The following is a 17,147-nucleotide window of genomic DNA, read 5'->3' as shown; positions in this document are numbered from 1 at the left end:
CTGTCTTCGTTACTTCGATGCGACGCCGGCAAGCGCCAGCACCGTATGCATCAATACATTGGCGCCGGCGGCGCAATCTTCCTGCGTCGAGCTTTCGAGCTCGTTGTGGCTGATACCATCCTTGCTCGGAATGAACACCATCGCTGTCGGCATGATGTTGTTGAGGTTGCAGGCGTCGTGGCCGGCGCCTGAGGTGATACGGCGATGCGAGTAGCCGAGCGACGTCGCGGCCGTCTCAACCGCATTGACGAAGTCCTTGTTGAAGTGCGTCGGCGGCTTGTGCCAGACCTTGTCGAAGGCGACGTCAACCTTGCGATGCGCGGCGATCTCCTTGATGGCATCGCGCACGCCTTTCTCGATGGCGTCCAGCTTGCCGGCGTCGGCGCTGCGCAGATCCATGGTGAAGGCGATCTCGCCGGGGATCACGTTGCGCGACGGATTTGCGATCACGGCTTCGCCGATAGTGCCGAGCGCGCCGATATTGCTGACGACACGCTCGGTGGCCAGCACGATCTCGGACAGTGTCGCCAGCGCATCCTTGCGCAGCGGCATCGGGGTCGAGCCGGCATGGCTCTCGAAGCCGGTGATCTTGCCGTCGAACCACAGCACGCCCTGGCCGGAATCGACCACGCCGATGGTCTTGCTTTCGGCCTCCAGGATCGGGCCTTGCTCGATATGCAGTTCGACGAAGCCCGAGAATTTCTGCGTGCCGACCGCAACGTCGCCGCGATAGCCAATCTCGTCGAGCGCTTCGCCGACGGTGACACCTGCAATGTCCTTGCGCGACAGAATGTCGTCGGTGGTGAAGTCGCCGACATAGGCAGCGGAGGCCATCATCGCCGGCGCAAAGCGCGAGCCTTCTTCATTGGTCCAGTTGGCGATGCAGATCGGCATCTCGGTCTCGATGCCGGCATCGTTGAGCGTGCGCACGACTTCGAGTGCGCCGAGCACGCCCAGAATGCCGTCGAACTTGCCGCCGGTCGGCTGGGTGTCGAGATGCGAGCCGACGCCGATCGGGGCCTTCGACATGTCGCGGCCCTTACGCAGCGCGAACATCGAGCCGAGGGCATCGACATGCACCTCCAGGCCGGCATCTTCGCACGCCTTGCGGAACCAATTGCGCACCAATTTATCTTCAGGCCCGAGCGTCAGGCGTCGCACGCCGCCTTTTGGGGTGCCGCCGAATTTCGCTGTCTCGTTGATCGTGTCCCACAGCCGTGCGGAATCGATTTTGAGGTTGTCGCCAAGCTTGGTCATGCGGTCTGTCCCGAGAAGTTTGTGTTGAAGAGGCCTGCTTTTCAATGACCCGACGCTGCCGGCTCGTCAACCAATGGGCTGTTCTGCGCCAGTTGCGCAGCAATGCCTGCGACGAGTTCGATTGCGGCCGTGTCGGGTGACGCGAGCCAGCTTGCCGAAAATGTCAGCGGCTGGAGCTGCAGGTTGGTATTAAGCAATTGCAGCCGTCCGTCCGCGAGTTCGTTCTCGATGATGGCTGTCGGGATCAGTGCGATACCTAAGCCCTCAATCGCCATGTGCATCACGGTAGACAGCGACGCGCTGGCGTGCAGCCGGATCGGTGGCAGGTCGGGCCGGTTGAACAGCGAGCGCGCGATCTCGTAGGGCCGGGTCTTGCGCGAGAAGGTGATGATGGGAAATTTCGCGAGATCGTGGATCGAGAGTGGACCGTCGCCGAGCTTGAGCGAAGGGCTGGCGAGAAAGCCGACGGGGTAGTCGCACAGCACACGGTTGCGAATGTTGGATGTCGAAAGCGGCCCGAGCACGAAAGCGAGATCGATCTCCTGTGCCTGCAACCGCGCGTTCAGGTTCGGCGTGATATCAACCTCGATTTCGAGCGACAGGTTCGGATACGAGATATTGACGTGCTTGATCAGCCGCGTCAGCAAAGTGTGGACGATGGTCTCGGCGACGCCGAGCCGCAGCACGCCGCGCATTGCCGAGCGATCGCCAACCGCCGCCATCATCTCTGAGCGCAGGCCGATCAGCTTTTCGGCATAGACCAGCATCTGCCGTCCGGCCGTCGTCGGCGAGGCCATACGGCGGTCACGCTGCAGAAGCCGCACGCCCATCTCGTGTTCCAGTTGCGCGATACGCTGGGAGATTGCCGGCTGGGTCGTGTTGAGCTTCTGGGCCGCGCCGCGGAAGCTGCCGAGATTGACCACCCAGAGAAAAGTCTCCAGCGCCTTGAAGTCCGCCATGGATGCGATCCGGCTATCGATAAGTAGGATTTATGGATGTCGATTAAAAACAACGATTAGACATTATACTAGCCCTGAGTTTCAGTGCGTGTCGAGGCAGAATTAGGCAGGACACTAAGATGGCTATTTCTTCGGCAGCGCAGCAAAGCGACGATCGATCCTCGGATTTGCCCAGCGCGGTTGCTCGCCGCGAATATCGCGCGGGCAAATATAGCAGCACCGCCGGAGTGGCCCCGGGTTATGTCCAGGGCAATCTCGTCATTCTGCCGGAAGCGCAGGCGGCGGCTTTCCATCGCTTCTGCCAGCTCAATCCGAAGCCGTGCCCGATCATCGGCATGTCGGATGTCGGTAATCCAAGCATTCCCGCCCTCGGTCTTGATCTCGATATCCGGACTGACATTCCGCAATATGTCGTCTGGAAGGATGGTGAGGCGATTGATCGCCCTTACGAGGTGACGAAGTACTGGCGCGACGATCTCGTGTCTTTCGTCATCGGATGTTCGTATTCGTTTGAAGAAGCCATGATGGCCGATGACCTGCCGATCCGTCACATCGAACAGGATGTGCTGGTGCCGATGTATCGCACAAACATCGCCTGCAAATCCGCTGGCCCGTTCGCCGGGCCGATGGTGGTGTCGATGCGACCGCTGAAGCCGGCTGATGCGATCCGTGCCGTCCAGATCACCTCGCGGTTTCCCGCAGTGCATGGTGCGCCGGTACATCTGGGTCTGCCGCAGTCGATCGGCATCAAGGATATCAACAAGCCTGATTACGGCGATGCGGTGCACATCAACGACGATGAAATCCCGGTGTTCTGGGCCTGTGGCGTCACGCCGCAAGCGGTCATTGCTGCAGCGCGCGTGCCGTTCGCGATTACGCATGCGCCGGGTGTCATGCTCGTCACGGACCTGAAGAATAAGCATTTGGCTGTTTTATAAGAAGCAGCTTGCCGATCTTTCGGGCTTTACCGTAACCTTGATTAGTTTCATCGATAGCCGCCGGTCACAAAGGACAAAGACATGACGATTTCTCGCCGAAACGTATTGCTTGGAGGCGCCGCTTCCGCCGCGCTGCTGCCTCTCGCCAAGCCTGCGCGCGCGCAGGTCAAGGAAGTCGTGATCGGCGTGATTTATCCGCTGTCCGGCGCCAGCGCGCAGATCGGCGTCGACGCGCAGAAGGCTTTCGAAACGGCTGCCGATATCATCAACAAGGATTACGATTTCGCGTTGCCGATGGCGAAGGGCGAAGGCTTCACTGGTCTCGGCGGCGCCAAGGTACGTCTCGTTTTCGCCGACCATCAGGCCGATCCGCAGAAGGGCCGCGCTGAAGCCGAACGCCTCATCACCCAGGAGAAGGTCTCGGCCATTGTCGGCACCTATCAGAGCGCCGTCGCCGTCACCGTCAGCCAGATTTGCGAGCGCTACCAGATCCCGTTCCTGTCGGCCGACAACTCGTCGCCAAGCCTGCATCGCCGCGGTTTGAAATATTACTTCCGCGCCGCCCCGCATGACGAAATGTTCTCGACGGCGATGTTCGATTTCTTCGATGCGCTGAAGAAAAAAGGCCAGAAGATCGAGACGCTGGCGCTGTTCCACGAAGACACCATCTTCGGCACGGACTCGGCGAATGCGCAGATCAAGCTCGCTGCCGACCGCGGTTACAAAATCGTCGCCGACATCAAGTATCGCGCCAATTCGCCGTCACTCACTGCCGAAGTGCAGCAGCTCAAGGCTGCCAATGCCGACGTGCTGATGCCGTCGAGCTACACCACCGATGGCATCCTGCTCATCAAGACCATGGGCGAACTTGGCTACAAGGCCAAGAACATCGTCGCACAGGACGCCGGCTTCTCCGAGAAGGCGCTGTATGATGCGGTCGGTGACAAGATTCCGGGCGTCATCTCGCGCGGTTCGTTCTCACTCGATCTCGCCGCCAAGCGTCCGATGGTCGGCAAGATCAACGACATGTTCAAGGAGAAGTCCGGTAAGGACTTCAACGACTACTCCTCGCGCCAGTTCATGGGCCTGATCGTGATGGCCGACGCCATCAATCGCGCCAAGTCGACCGATGGTGAGAAGATCCGCGAAGCGCTGGTCGCCACCGACATGCCGGGCGAAAGCACGATCATGCCGTGGGCCAAGGTCAAGTTCGACGAGTTGGGCCAGAACAACAACGCCGATCCGGTACTGCTGCAGTATAATGGTGGCAAGTTCGTCACCATCTTCCCGCCGCAGGCCGCCGTGGCGGATGCGATCTGGCCGATGCCGTAAGGCGCGTTCTCTAAACGCATGTGGCGTCGTCGTCGGACTCGACGACGTCACCACACACTCCGGTGTCATCCCCGCCTAGCACGCCGAAGGCGTGCGGGGGGCGGGGATCCATATCCTCCGAAGGATTGGTTTGCACCTGGTCTGACCGGCATCGCCCAGTTGTGATGTCGGTGGTTATGGGTCCCGGCTTTCGCGGGGACGACAGACAGAGAGGATTACTTCGTGACCGCCGCGACCATCATCCAGAGCCTTGCCAGCGGATTGCTGATGGGGCTGCTCTACGGCCTGCTCGCGGTCGGCCTCGCGCTGATCTTCGGGTTGATGGACGTCACCAACTTCGCCCATGGCGAATTCCTGATGTTGGCGATGTACCTCACCTTCTTCCTATTCATGTTCTGGGCGGTCGATCCACTGCTGTCGATCCCGCTGGTGGCCGCTGGCATGTTCGTGTTCGGCGCGGTGATCTATCTCGTGATCATACGCTTCGCGATGCGGGCCAAGGCCAATATCGGCATGGTGCAGATCTTCGCAACCTTCGGCCTCGCCATCCTGATGCGCGGCCTCGCGCAGTTCTTCTTCACCCCGGATTATCGAAGCATCCCGGCCTCGTTCCTCGGCGGCAAGACGATCTCGATCTTCGGCGTATTTCTGCCGGTGCCACAGCTGGTCGGCGCGCTGATTTCCATTGCTGCCTTCGGCGCGCTTTACTTCTTCATGAAGAAGACCGACTTCGGTCGCGCGCTCGAAGCGACCCGTGAGGATGCCGGTGCCGTGGCGCTGGTCGGCATCGACAAGAACAAGGTGTTCGCCCTCGGCTGGGGCCTAGGCTCGGCGCTGATCGGTCTCGCCGGCGGCGTGATGGCGATCTTCTTCTACATCTATCCCGACGTTGGCGCGTCCTTTGCGCTGATCGCTTACGTCACCGTGGCGCTCGGCGGCTTTGGCAGCGTGTTCGGCGCTTTTGCTGGCGGCATCATCGTTGGTCTGGTCGAGGCGACCACGGCGATGATCCTGCCGCCATCGCTCAAATCGGTCGGCATCTATGCCGTCTATCTCCTCGTTGTCTTTGTCCGGCCGCGCGGCCTGTTCGGATCGATCTGATGGACAGCTTCACCCAACGTCGCCGCCGCGACCTCATCCTCGCCGCCGCGCTTGCGGCCATCGCCGCCTGCGTGCCGTTCTTCGTCAAGGACGTCTATGTCCAGAACATCATGGTGCTGACCCTGATGTATGCGGCGCTGTCGCAGGCCTGGAACATCCTTGGCGGCTATTGCGGCCAGATCTCGCTCGGCCACGCGCTCTATTTCGGCCTCGGCGCCTATACGACGGCGCTGCTGTTTACCAAATTCGGTGTGCTGCCGTGGTTCGGCATGCTCGGCGGTGGCATCATTTCCGCGCTGATCGCGCTGGCCTTGGGTTATCCGACCTTCCGCCTGCGCGGCCATTACTTCGTCATCGCCACTATCGTCATCGCCGAAATTGGCTTCCTGCTGTTCCACAATTGGGACTATGCCGGTGCGGCGCTCGGCATCGACATCCCGGTGCGCGGCGATAGCTGGGCCAAGTTCCAGTTCACACGCAGCAAGCTGCCGTTCTATTACTTCGCGCTCGTGTTCTGCTGCGTCGCCTGGTTCATCACCTGGTGGCTGGAAGACTCCAAATGGGGCTTCTGGTGGCGCGCGGTGAAGGATAATCCCGATGCGGCCGAAAGCCTCGGCGTCGTGGTGTTCAATTCCAAGATGGGCGCAGCGGCCGTCTCGGCCTTCCTCACCGCGATCGGCGGTGCGTTTTACGCGCAGTTCGTCTCCTATATCGATCCTGAAAGCGTCATGACCTTCCAGTTCTCGCTGCTGATGGCATTGCCTGCGGTGCTGGGCGGTATCGGCACGCTGTGGGGCCCGGTGCTCGGCGCGGTCATCCTGATCCCGATGACCGAACTGACGCGCTCCTTCATCGGCGGCTCCGGCCGCGGCGTCGATCTCATCCTCTATGGCGCAGTGATCGTCGTGATCTCGCTGGCGCGGCCCGATGGTTTGATCGGCCTGTTCTCGCGACGTCCGGCTTCGAAAGGAGTGCCGCAATGACGACACCTCTTCTCGAAACCCGTGGCGTCTGGCAGCGCTTCGGCGGCCTGATCGCCAATAGCGACGTCTCGATCTCCGTCGGCGCTGGCGAAATCGTCGGCCTGATCGGGCCGAACGGCGCCGGTAAGTCGACGCTGTTCAACCTGATCGCCGGCGTGCTGCCGCCCACGCAGGGTACGATCTGGTTCAACGGCGAGAACGTCACGCAGATGCCGGCGGCGGAACGCTGCCAGCGCGGTATCGCGCGCACCTTCCAGGTGGTGAAGAGCTTCGAGACCATGACCGTGATCGACAACGTCATTGTTGGCGCGCTGATCCGCAACGAAAAGATGCGTGATGCGCGGCGCAAGGCACATGAGGTGCTTGAGTTCTGCGGTCTTGCCCCGCGCGCCGACAAGCTTGCCAGGGATCTCATTCCGTCGGAGAAGCGCCGCCTCGAAGTGGCGCGTGCGCTGGCCACCGAACCGAAGCTCCTGATGCTCGACGAATGTCTCACCGGCCTGACGCCGCTCGAGGCGCAGTCGGGCGTGGCCCTGGTCCGCAAGGTCCGCGAGACCGGCGTCACCGTGCTGATGGTTGAACACGTCATGGAAATCGTCATGCCGCTGGTCGACCGCGCCATCGTGCTCAATCTCGGCAAGAAGCTTGTCGAGGGCAAACCCGCGGATGTCGTGCGGCATCCTGAAGTCATCAGTGCATATCTCGGGGATCGCCATGCTGTCGGTGCGTGAGGCCACCACCGCCTATCAGGGGCTGGTCGCCATTTCGGACGTCACCATCGACGTCGCCAAGGGCGAGATCGTCGCCGTCTGCGGCTCCAACGGCGCCGGCAAGTCGACGCTGATCAAGACCATCGCCGGCGCCGAGCGCCCGCGTTCGGGCACCGTCACCTTCGATGGCGAGCAGATCAACGGCGTGCCGCAGCATCTCATCACCGCGCGCGGCATCGCCTATGTGCCGGAGAACCGCCGGCTGTTTCCGCGGTTGTCGGTGGAAGACAACCTCCGCCTCGGCAGCTACATGTATCGCGGCAAGCCCGATCGCGACGAGCCGTTGAAGCTGGTGTTCGACCTGTTCCCGCGCCTTTCCGAACGTCTCGAGCAACGCGCCGAAACCCTGTCCGGCGGCGAGCAGCAGATGCTGGCCATCAGCCGCGCACTGATGACCCGTCCGCGCCTGTTGATGCTCGACGAGCCGTCGCAGGGCATCATGCCGAAGCTGGTGGACGAGATCTTTCAGGCGGTCATCAAGATCCGCGACGCGGGCATGACTGTGCTGATCGTCGAGCAGCGCATGGCCGAAGTGCTGGAGATCGCCGACCGCGCCTATATCCTGCAGACCGGCCGCGTCCAGATGCAGGGCAAGGCGTCGGAGATCGCGACCAATCCGGATGTGCGCAAGGCGTATCTGGGGCTGTAGGCGGCCGGTCGCCGTTGTGCTAAAGTCTCGCTATGTCCAATGTCGAAGATATTGAGAAGGCCGTCGAAAGCCTGCCCCCGGCAGAGTTGGAGCGGTTTCGAGCGTGGTTCGAGGCGTTCGAGGCAGAGCGGTTCGACCGTCAGATCGAAGCCGATGCCTTGTCTGGTCGGTTGGATCGCTTGGCTGAAGAGGCACTGAAAGCGCACCGCGATGGGCGGACGCGGGAACTATGAAACATCACGCCAGTCCGGCTTTCTGGGCGGCGTATCAAAAATTACCCGACCATGTACGGTTGCTTGCCGACAAAAACTTCGCTCTTTTGAAGAGTGACCCAAGCCGCCCGTCGATCCATCTCAAGAAAGTAGGCCGCTATCTCTCCGCGCGGGTGGGGCGGCAGTATCGCGCGCTCGCGGTCGAAGTCGATGATGGATTGGTGTGGTTCTGGATCGGTCCGCACGCGGTCTACAATCGACTTATAAAATAACGCAGTTCAATCGTGCCCGTGTCGGTCATGATCCGGCAGAACCAGCCCGAACGTCGCCACCAGGTCCTTCACTTGCGCGGGCGTTAGGTGCCGCGGGTTGAGCCCGCGCAGCAGCAGATAGAGTTTCGCGGTCTCTTCGAGTTCCTCGATGGCATAGACCGCTGCTTCCAGCGTGTCGCCGGACACCACCGGGCCGTGATTGGCCAACAGCACGGATGAATATTTGCCGGCGAGGCCCTTGATAGCGTCGGCGACCGCCGGATCGCCCGGCCGATAATACGGCACCAGGGCCGTCGCGCCGCATTTCATCAGGTAATAGGGCGTCATCGGCGGCAGCACCGCGCGTGGGTCGATTTCCGGCAGCATCGAGACCGCTACCGAATGGGTCGAATGCAGATGCACCACGGCGCGAGCGGCGCTGCGGGTCTCATACAGCGCCGTATGCAGCGGAACCTCTTTGGTCGGCGCATCGCCAGACATGAGGCGGCCGTTGCTGTCGAGGCGCGACAGCCGGGCCGGATCGAGTGAGCCCAGTGACGCATTGGTCGGGCTCACGAGCCAGCCGCCATCATCGCAGCGCACACTGATATTGCCCGATGAGCCCGGCGTCAGCCCACGGTCGAACAGCGAGCGGCCGAGCCGGCAGATCTCTTCACGGAGCTTTGTGTCAGTCACCGGATGTCCTCGGTCTTTTCTAGGCATTTCCTCGTGATGCTTTTTCCCACGCTTTGGCATGATGGCCAAGCCGTGTTACCGAGAGGCAAGGCCGCCTCAAGCTGGCCATCGAGGACCCCTAGGGAATTGCCGCATGTCACCTGCATCTGAGAAGCCACGCGTCGCCGTTATTGGTCTGGGGTCGATGGGTTATGGCATGGCCCTGTCGCTCAAGAAGGCCGGCTTCACGGTGACCGGCTGCGACGTCTCGGCGGATGCGGTGAAGCGCTTCGTGGCCGACGGAGGGCAGGGCGCTGATACCCCGGCGGACGCCGCGCAGGGCGCGGATATCGTCATCAGTGTCGTCGTCAATGCCGCGCAGACGGCGACCATCCTGTTCGGGACGGATGGCGTTGCTGAAACGCTGCCGAAAGGTGCGGTATTCGTATCGTCCGCGACGATGGATCCCGATGTCGCCCGCCGCCTCGCCGGGGATCTCGAAGCCACCGGTCGACATTACCTCGATGCCCCGATCTCCGGCGGTGCACAGCGTGCGGCGCAGGGCGAACTCACCATTCTAGCATCCGGCAGCGAGGCTGCCTTTGCCAAGGCGCGGCCGGCGCTCGATGCGATGGCCGCCAAGCTCTACGAACTCGGCGATGCCGCCGGGCAGGGCGCCGCTTTCAAGATGATCAACCAGCTCCTCGCAGGCGTACATATCGCCGCCGCCTCGGAAGCCATCGCGTTTGCCGCCAAGCAGGGTCTCGATATCCGCAAGGTCTACGAGGTGATCACCGCCTCCGCCGGCAACTCCTGGATGTTCGAGAACCGCATGCCGCATGTGCTCGATGGCGATTACACGCCGCGCAGCGCGGTCGATATTTTCGTCAAGGATCTTGGCATCATCCAGGACATGGCGCGTACGGCAAAATTTCCCGTGCCGGTCTCCGCTGCGGCTCTGCAGATGTTTCTAATGACCTCGGCGTCAGGCATGGGCCGCGATGACGACGCGTCCGTGGCGCGGATGTATGCCAAGGTCACCGGCACCAAGCTGCCGGGCGAGCCGAATTAAGAACACGAGGACGATCGATGCCCCGCTTCGCCGCCAATCTCAGCATGATGTTCAACGAACACGCGTTCCTCGATCGCTTTGATGCCGCGGCGAAGGCCGGTTTCACTGCGGTGGAGTTCCTGTTCCCCTACGAGCATCCGCCGGAAGCGATCGCCGAACGGCTGGAACGAAATGGCCTGAAGCAGGTGCTGTTCAATCTGCCGCCGGGCGACTGGAATGCCGGCGAAAAGGGTTTTGCCGCACGTCCCGACAAGTTCGATGAGCTCCGGCAGAGCATTCACACGGCACTGCCTTATGCCCTGGCCACCAATGTCCGCCGCCTGCACATGATGGCGGGTCTCGCCGATCGCCGCGATCCGAAGGCCGTCGCGGCCTTCCGCAAATCCGTCGAATGGGCCGCGAATTTTCTCGGCGAACATGGCGTCGACGTGGTGATTGAGCCGATCAACCCGCGCGATGTGCCCGGCTATTTTCTCAACGACTTCATGTTCGCGCGCGACATCATCGCCGACATGAAGATTCCGAATCTCGGGCTGCAGTTCGATATCTATCACTGCCAGATCATGCACGGTGACGTCACGATGCGGCTGCGCGAGATGCTGCCGTGGATCGGGCATATCCAGATCGCCAGCGTGCCGTCGCGCAACGAACCGTCCGGTGAGGAACTGAACTATCCGTTCCTGTTCGATGAACTCGACCGGCTCGGCTACGACAATTATGTCGGCTGCGAATATCGCCCGGCCGGCGATACGGTCGCAGGACTTGGCTGGTTCAAGCCCTATGCCGGAGTGAAAGCATGACGCTGGCGCTGGGCTGCATCGCTGACGACTACACGGGTGCGTCCGACCTGGCCAACACGCTGACCCGCTGCGGTCTGCGCACGGTGCAGACCATCGGCATTCCTGCTGATGATCTGCAGCTGCCGGACGTCGATGCCGTTGTAGTATCGCTGAAGAGTCGCTCGATCGCGGCCAGCAGGGCGGTCGAGAAATCGCGCGCCGCCGAAAAATGGATGCGCAGCCGCGGCGCGGATCATGTGCTGTTCAAGATCTGCTCGACATTCGATTCCACCGACGCCGGCAATATCGGCCCGGTGATGGACGCGTTGCGGCTCGATTCCGGTGACAATATCGTGCTGGTGACGCCGGCATTCCCCGAGACCGGCCGCACGGTCTATCAGGGCAATCTGTTCGTTGGCTCCGTGCCGCTGAACGAGAGTCCGCTGAAGGATCACCCGCTCAATCCGATGCACGACTCCAATCTCGTCCGTGTGCTGGCGCGGCAGAGCGCGACAAATATCGGGTTGGTCGATCTCGGAGTTGTCGCCTGCGGCGCCGACGTGGTGCGGACGCATCTCGATGGACTGTCGGAGAATGGCTTTGGCGCGGCGATCATCGACGCCGTATTTGCCAGCGATCTGGAAACCATCGGTGCGGTCGCCCTGGGTCATCGCGTCTCGGTCGGTGCATCCGGCATGGGGCTTGGCCTGGCGCGCGCACTGGTCGCGTCCGGCCGCGTCAAGGCGAACGCGGCGACTTCGATCAAGGATACGCCTGTGGGCGGCGCTGCAGCCTGTCTGGCTGGGAGTTGTTCGCAGGCGACGCTGCAGCAGATCGCGCGCGCCGAACAGGTGATGCCGGTGCTGCATCTCGATCCCGAACAGGTGATGGCCGGCGGCGCGGAAGTCCAGCGCGCGCTCGGCTGGGCGAAGGAGCGGCTCGGCAAAGGACCGGTCCTGATTGCCAGTAGTTCGACACCGGATCAGGTGACGGCGCTGCAAAAGCGCCATGGCCGCGATGCCGCGGGGCATGCCATCGAGCAGGCGATGGCCGATCTCGCTGAAGGTCTCGTCCGCGCCGGCGTACAACGGCTCGTCGTGGCTGGCGGCGAGACTTCCGGCGCTGTCGTGGATCGTTTGGGCATTCCGGGTTTTCTGGTCGGTGCGGAAATCGCCGCCGGTGTGCCGGTGTTGCGCGCAGTCGGCGCGGCAGAGCGCCAGATGCTGCTGGCGCTGAAGTCCGGCAATTTCGGTGGACCGGCTTTTTTTGAAGATGCGCTTGGCCTGATGACCTGATGGATGTCGCCCAATCCCGGGGCGACAGGCTGCCCGAATAGGCAGGGCGCTGCTTGCGCCGCGCGCATTACAGATAGTTCATCTTGACCGGCCCATGACACCTTGGGTGTCGCGAGCCGCAGCCGCGTCTATTTAAGCCTAAAACTGTTGTGCGGACGCCACGGCGGCCCGGAAACAATTAACAATACCGCTGAAGTGAATTGCCGTGAGGCTTCGCGCGTTAGCTATTTTGTCGCAGGTCGGGTAAATCTGCTGGCGTGGACAGGCCGGGAAACCGCTCGTTCGCAGCCCTTCATGCAAAGAGGATTGCCCGTTCATTCATGAACCGAGCCGATAGGCTTATGCCGGCCCGGCTCACTAATCGGATGCAGATGATCTCTCTAAACAGGTGAATTCGATCGTGGGCAGGCGGGTTCCCGCAGTGCCCCTCTCGTCAATATATCGAGGACTGCCCGTTCATGATCTCGTTGGTGCGCATCGCCCTGACTCGGCCTTACACCTTTGTGGTGCTGGCCCTGCTGTTGCTGATTGTCGGGCCGCTGGCCGCGCTTCGCACGCCGACCGATATTTTCCCTGATATTCGCATCCCCGTCATCGGCGTGGTCTGGCAATATACCGGCCTCCCGCCGGACCAGATGTCCGGCCGTATCACCACGCCGTTCCAGCGCGCACTGACCACCACGGTCAATGACATCGAGCACATCACGGCGAATTCCTATGCCGGCTTCGGCATCATCAAGATCTTCTTCCAGCCCAATGTCGACATCCGCACCGCCAATGCGCAGGTCACCGCGATCTCGCAGACGCTGATCAAGCAGTTGCCGCCCGGCGCCACGCCCCCGCTGATCCTGAACTATTCGGCCTCGACGGTGCCGATCATCAACGTTGCTCTGTCAGGCGACGGCCTCACAGAACAGAACCTCGCCGATATCGGCATCAACCAGCTCCGCACGCCGTTGGTCACCGTGCCAGGTGCCGCGATCCCATATCCGTTTGGCGGCAAACAGCGTCAGATTCAGATCGATCTCAATCCGGGCGCGCTACAGGCGCGTGGTCTCTCGGGTCAGGACGTCGCCAATGCATTGGCGGCGCAGAACCTGATCACGCCGGTCGGCACGCAGAAGATCGGCGAGTTCGAATACACGATCAACCTCAACAATTCGCCGCTGAAGATCGAAGAACTCGGCCGGCTGCCGATCAAGAGCGTCAACGGCGCCATGGTCTATGTGGATGACGTCGCCACCGTGCGCGACGGCAATCCGCCGCAGACCAATATCGTGCATGTGGATGGCAATCGTTCGGTGCTGATGCAGGTGCTGAAGGCGGGCTCGGTTTCCACGCTCGATATCATCTCCGGCATCAAGCAGAAGGTGATCGACTATCGCGCGGCGCTGCCGGACGCGTTGAAGATCAGCTATATTGGCGACCAGTCAGGCTTCGTGCGCGGCGCCATCGAGGGCGTGGCCGTGGAAGGCGTCATCGCGGCCTTGCTGACGTCGGTGATGATCCTGTTGTTCCTCGGCAGTTGGCGTTCCACCGTCATCATCGCGGTGTCGATCCCGCTCGCGGTGCTCGGCGCCATCATTATGCTGTCGATGATCGGCGAAACGCTGAACATCATGACGCTGGGCGGTTTGGCGCTCGCAGTCGGCATCCTCGTCGACGACGCCACGGTGACCATCGAGAACATCAATTACCATCTGGAGCAGGGCAAGGACGTCGAGACCTCGATCATGGATGGTGCGGCGCAGATTGTGACGCCGGCTTTCGTATCGCTTCTCTGTATCTGTATCGTCTTCGTGCCGATGTTCTTCCTCAACGGCATTGCGCGCTTCCTGTTCGTGCCGATGGCCGAAGCGGTGATGTTCGCGATGGTCTGGTCGTTCCTGCTGTCGCGCACGCTGGTGCCGACCATGGCCAAGTATCTGCTTCAGCCGCATGTCCATCATGACGGCGAGAAGCCGCCGACCCGCAATCCGCTGGTGCGCTTCCAGCGTGGCTTCGAGGCCGGCTTTGAGCGGATCCGCGGCGGCTATCACGGCCTGCTGGATATGGCGCTGGCGCGGCGCCCCGTTTTTGTGATCGGCTTCCTCGGTGTCGTCGGCGTGTCGTTTCTGCTGGTGCCGTTCCTTGGCCGCAACTTCTTCCCATCGGTCGACGGCGGCGCCATCCTGATGCATGTCCGCGCCCAGGTCGGCACCCGCATCGAGGAAACCGCGAACCAGTTCGCCGATATCACCAAGGCGGTGCGCAAGATCATCCCGCCGGATCAGATCGAGACCATGACCGACAATATCGGCATGCCCGTCTCCGGCATCAATCTCACCTATAACAACACCGGCGTGATCGGCCCGCAGGATGGTGACTTCCAGATCAAGCTGAAGGAAGGCCACAGGCCGACCGAGGAATATGTGCGGCAATTGCGCGAGCAACTGCCGCGGCAGTTCCCGGGCGTCAGCTTTGCCTTCCTACCCGCCGACATCGTCAGCCAGATCCTGAACTTCGGCGCTCCGGCCCCGATCGACCTGCAGATCCGCGGTGCGAATCTCGCGGCGAACTTCGAATATGCCAACAAGCTGCTCGGCAAGATCCGCCGCATTCCCGGCATTGCCGATGCGCGGCTCCAGCAGTCGCCGAACAATCCCGGCTTCAACATCGATGTCGACCGCACCCGTGCGCAGTATGTCGGCCTGACCGAGCGCGATGTCACCAACAGCCTCGTGGTCAACCTCGCAGGTTCGTCGCAAGTCGCGCCGACCTATTATCTTAGTCCTGATAACGGCGTGTCTTATTCCATCGTGATGCAGACGCCGCAATACAAACTGGATTCGCTGGGTGCGCTGGAGACGCTGCCGATTACGGCCGTGAATGCCAGCAACAACTCCCCGATGCTCGGCGGCATTGCCAGCATCAATCGCTCGACCTCGAATGCCGTGGTGTCGCAATATGACATCCAATCGATGGTGCAGATCTATGCCACCACGCAGGGCCGCGATCTCGGCTCCGTGTCCAACGACATCTACAAGGTGTTGGAAGAAACCAAGGCGGATGTGCCGAAGGGCAGCAATGTGGCGCTGCTCGGTCAGGTGCAGACCATGAACAGCGCCTTTGCCGGCCTGTTGTTCGGCCTGCTCGGCGCCATCGTGCTGATCTATCTCTTGATCGTCGTGAACTTCCAGTCCTGGTCCGATCCGTTCGTGATCATCACCGCGCTGCCGGCGGCATTGGCTGGCATCGTCTGGATGCTGTTCACGACGCAGACCACGTTGTCGGTTCCGGCATTGACCGGCGCCATCATGTGTATGGGTGTCGCAACGGCCAATTCGGTGCTGGTGATTTCCTTTGCCCGCGAGCGCTACGCGATCCTCGGCGATCCCATCAAGGCCGCCTCGGAAGCCGGTTTCGTCCGCTTCCGCCCGGTGTTGATGACGGCCCTGGCCATGATCATCGGCATGGCGCCGATGGCGCTCGGGCTGGGCGAGGGCGGCGAGCAGAATGCGCCACTTGGCCGCGCTGTCATCGGCGGCCTGATTTTTGCTACCATTGCCACGTTGATGTTCGTGCCGGTGGTGTTCAGCATGGTTCACAAGAAACAGCAGCCCGAAAATCAGCCTGCGGCTGACGTGGCTACCTCGGAGACTTTGCATGCCCACTGAGCAGACCCCCCCGGTGTCACGCCGCAAGCTCGGCCTGGTCGGAGTGATCGGCCTGTGCGCCGCCGGCGCCATCGTCGTCACCGGCATCATGGCCCGCGCCAAGACCGAGACCGACCTGAAGGCCTGGACCGACGATCAGGCGATCCCGACGGTCGCTGTGGCTCCCCCGGATGCCCGCGTCCTCAACGCGTCGCTCGATCTGCCCGGCCGGCTCGAAGCCTATTACCGCGCGCCGATTTTTGCCCGCGTCTCGGGCTATCTGAAGAGCTGGAGCGCCGATATCGGTGCACAGGTCAAATCCGGCCAGGTGATCGCCGAGATCGAAGCCCCGGACCTCGATCAGCAGTTGCTGCAGGCCCGTGCTGACCTTGTCAGCCAGCAGTCCAGCGCCAAACTGTCGGAAGCGACGCTGAACCGCCGCAAGACGCTGGTGGCGTCGAATTTCGTTTCGGCGCAGGAAATCGACGAACGCACCGCCGATCTGAACAACAAGCGCGCCGCCGTGAATTCCGGTCAGGCCAATGTTGAGCGGCTGGAAGCGCTGGCCGGTTACAAGAAGATCACCGCGCCGTTCGACGGCGTCGTCACCCAGCGCAACACCGACGTCGGCGCGCTGATCTCGGGTGGCACCGGAACCGGCGCCGCGATGTTCGTGGTATCTGATATCAAGAAGCTGCGCGTTTATGTCGACGTGCCGCAGAGCTATGTGCCGGCGATCAGGTTAGGCGCCAAGGCGATCATCAGCGTGCCCGATCATCCGAACAAGACGTTCCCGGCCACGGTGGAGGCCTCGTCGCAATCGGTCGATGTGGCGTCGGGCACCACGCGCATGCAGCTCGTGCTCGACAACCCCAACGGCGAATTGCTGCCGGGTGGTTATGCCAATGTGAAGATGAGCCTCGCGCGTGATTCCGCGCCGCTCCATGTTCCGGCCTCGGCGCTGATCTTCAACAAGAGCGGCATGCGCGTCGCGACCGTTGGACCGGACGACAAGATCCTGTTCAAGACCGTGACCATCGCCAGGGATCTCGGCCGCGACATCGAGCTCGCATCCGGCATCGCCGCCGACGACCGCATCGTCATTGCCCCGCCGGACGGCCTCAACGACGGCGACAAGGTCCGTATCACCGGCGGTAGCGGTGCTCCGAAAAGCGGCAAGCCGACGGCGGAGACGGACAAGAAGGAAGTGAAGGGGTAGGGCGTTGACGCCGCGCTATG

General features: G+C 62.0%; 16 protein-coding genes. 13 read left to right on the top strand and 3 right to left on the bottom strand.

Going from position 1 to position 17,147, the window contains the following annotated elements; all coding sequences use genetic code 11:
* Positions 1–9: 9 nt before the first annotated feature.
* Together LPB73_RS21300 and LPB73_RS21295 are read right to left on the bottom strand one after the other, a co-directional pair.
* On the bottom strand, positions 10–1,257 hold the full coding sequence (locus LPB73_RS21300; RefSeq protein WP_231078085.1) for a Zn-dependent hydrolase: 1,248 nt from the start codon (positions 1,255–1,257) through the stop codon (positions 10–12).
* A gap of 41 nt (positions 1,258–1,298) precedes the next feature.
* A complete protein-coding gene (locus tag LPB73_RS21295; RefSeq protein WP_231078084.1) occupies positions 1,299–2,216 on the bottom strand; it encodes a LysR family transcriptional regulator in 918 nt (305 codons plus the stop codon).
* A gap of 119 nt (positions 2,217–2,335) precedes the next feature.
* On the opposite strand from LPB73_RS21295, the gene LPB73_RS21290 reads away from it, so the two are divergent.
* From LPB73_RS21290 to LPB73_RS21255, 8 genes are all read left to right on the top strand, one after another.
* On the top strand, positions 2,336–3,154 hold the full coding sequence (locus LPB73_RS21290; protein ID WP_231078083.1) for a putative hydro-lyase: 819 nt from the start codon (positions 2,336–2,338) through the stop codon (positions 3,152–3,154).
* A gap of 81 nt (positions 3,155–3,235) precedes the next feature.
* A complete protein-coding gene (locus LPB73_RS21285; protein WP_175368760.1) occupies positions 3,236–4,486 on the top strand; it encodes an ABC transporter substrate-binding protein in 1,251 nt (416 codons plus the stop codon).
* Between the two features lie 267 nt (positions 4,487–4,753).
* Positions 4,754–5,587 carry a branched-chain amino acid ABC transporter permease gene (locus LPB73_RS21280; RefSeq protein ID WP_231081212.1) on the top strand — a complete coding sequence of 278 codons (834 nt, stop codon included), beginning with the start codon at positions 4,754–4,756 and terminating at the stop codon, positions 5,585–5,587.
* Positions 5,587–6,570 (top strand): branched-chain amino acid ABC transporter permease, encoded by a 984-nt coding sequence (locus LPB73_RS21275; RefSeq protein WP_170849756.1) that lies wholly within the window; start codon positions 5,587–5,589, stop codon positions 6,568–6,570. The genes LPB73_RS21280 and LPB73_RS21275 overlap by 1 nt, the downstream gene beginning before the upstream one ends.
* Complete coding sequence (locus tag LPB73_RS21270; protein WP_068733262.1) at positions 6,567–7,301, top strand: ABC transporter ATP-binding protein; 735 nt, start codon at positions 6,567–6,569, stop codon at positions 7,299–7,301. Before LPB73_RS21275 ends, LPB73_RS21270 begins: the two co-directional genes overlap by 4 nt.
* Positions 7,285–7,989 (top strand): ABC transporter ATP-binding protein, encoded by a 705-nt coding sequence (locus tag LPB73_RS21265; protein WP_068733264.1) that lies wholly within the window; start codon positions 7,285–7,287, stop codon positions 7,987–7,989. Before LPB73_RS21270 ends, LPB73_RS21265 begins: the two co-directional genes overlap by 17 nt.
* Before the next feature lie 32 nt (positions 7,990–8,021).
* Entirely contained in the window at positions 8,022–8,222 is a 201-nt protein-coding gene (locus LPB73_RS21260) for a hypothetical protein (RefSeq protein ID WP_231078082.1), read from the top strand.
* Positions 8,219–8,473: a hypothetical protein gene (locus LPB73_RS21255; protein ID WP_231078081.1), complete on the top strand. Its 255-nt coding sequence runs from the start codon at positions 8,219–8,221 to the stop codon at positions 8,471–8,473. Before LPB73_RS21260 ends, LPB73_RS21255 begins: the two co-directional genes overlap by 4 nt.
* 6 nt (positions 8,474–8,479) lie before the next feature.
* Here the strand turns inward: LPB73_RS21255 and LPB73_RS21250 are convergent, their stop codons facing one another.
* The gene (locus LPB73_RS21250) at positions 8,480–9,148 is read right to left on the bottom strand and encodes an aldolase (RefSeq protein WP_231078080.1); all 669 of its coding nucleotides are present in this window, start codon (positions 9,146–9,148) and stop codon (positions 8,480–8,482) included.
* A gap of 133 nt (positions 9,149–9,281) precedes the next feature.
* Here LPB73_RS21250 and ltnD point away from each other — a divergent pair, with 133 nt between their 5' ends.
* The 5 genes from ltnD to LPB73_RS21225 all read left to right on the top strand — a co-directional run bounded on the left by ltnD (position 9,282) and on the right by LPB73_RS21225 (position 17,127).
* Positions 9,282–10,199 (top strand): L-threonate dehydrogenase, encoded by a 918-nt coding sequence (ltnD, locus tag LPB73_RS21245; protein WP_231078079.1) that lies wholly within the window; start codon positions 9,282–9,284, stop codon positions 10,197–10,199.
* Positions 10,200–10,216: 17 nt separating this feature from the next.
* The gene (gene otnI / locus LPB73_RS21240) at positions 10,217–10,999 is read left to right on the top strand and encodes a 2-oxo-tetronate isomerase (protein WP_231078078.1); all 783 of its coding nucleotides are present in this window, start codon (positions 10,217–10,219) and stop codon (positions 10,997–10,999) included.
* A complete protein-coding gene (otnK, locus tag LPB73_RS21235) occupies positions 10,996–12,273 on the top strand; it encodes a 3-oxo-tetronate kinase (RefSeq protein ID WP_231078077.1) in 1,278 nt (425 codons plus the stop codon). The genes otnI and otnK overlap by 4 nt, the downstream gene beginning before the upstream one ends.
* A 458-nt stretch (positions 12,274–12,731) precedes the next feature.
* Positions 12,732–15,929 carry an efflux RND transporter permease subunit gene (locus LPB73_RS21230; RefSeq protein WP_089262355.1) on the top strand — a complete coding sequence of 1,066 codons (3,198 nt, stop codon included), beginning with the start codon at positions 12,732–12,734 and terminating at the stop codon, positions 15,927–15,929.
* Positions 15,919–17,127: an efflux RND transporter periplasmic adaptor subunit gene (locus LPB73_RS21225; protein WP_231078076.1), complete on the top strand. Its 1,209-nt coding sequence runs from the start codon at positions 15,919–15,921 to the stop codon at positions 17,125–17,127. Before LPB73_RS21230 ends, LPB73_RS21225 begins: the two co-directional genes overlap by 11 nt.
* Positions 17,128–17,147: the final 20 nt, after the last annotated feature.

This window comes from Tardiphaga sp. 37S4, from assembly GCF_021044645.1.
GTDB classification, from domain to species: Bacteria; Pseudomonadota; Alphaproteobacteria; order Rhizobiales; family Xanthobacteraceae; genus Tardiphaga; species Tardiphaga robiniae.
This window is presented reverse-complemented; position numbering and strand designations above follow the sequence as displayed.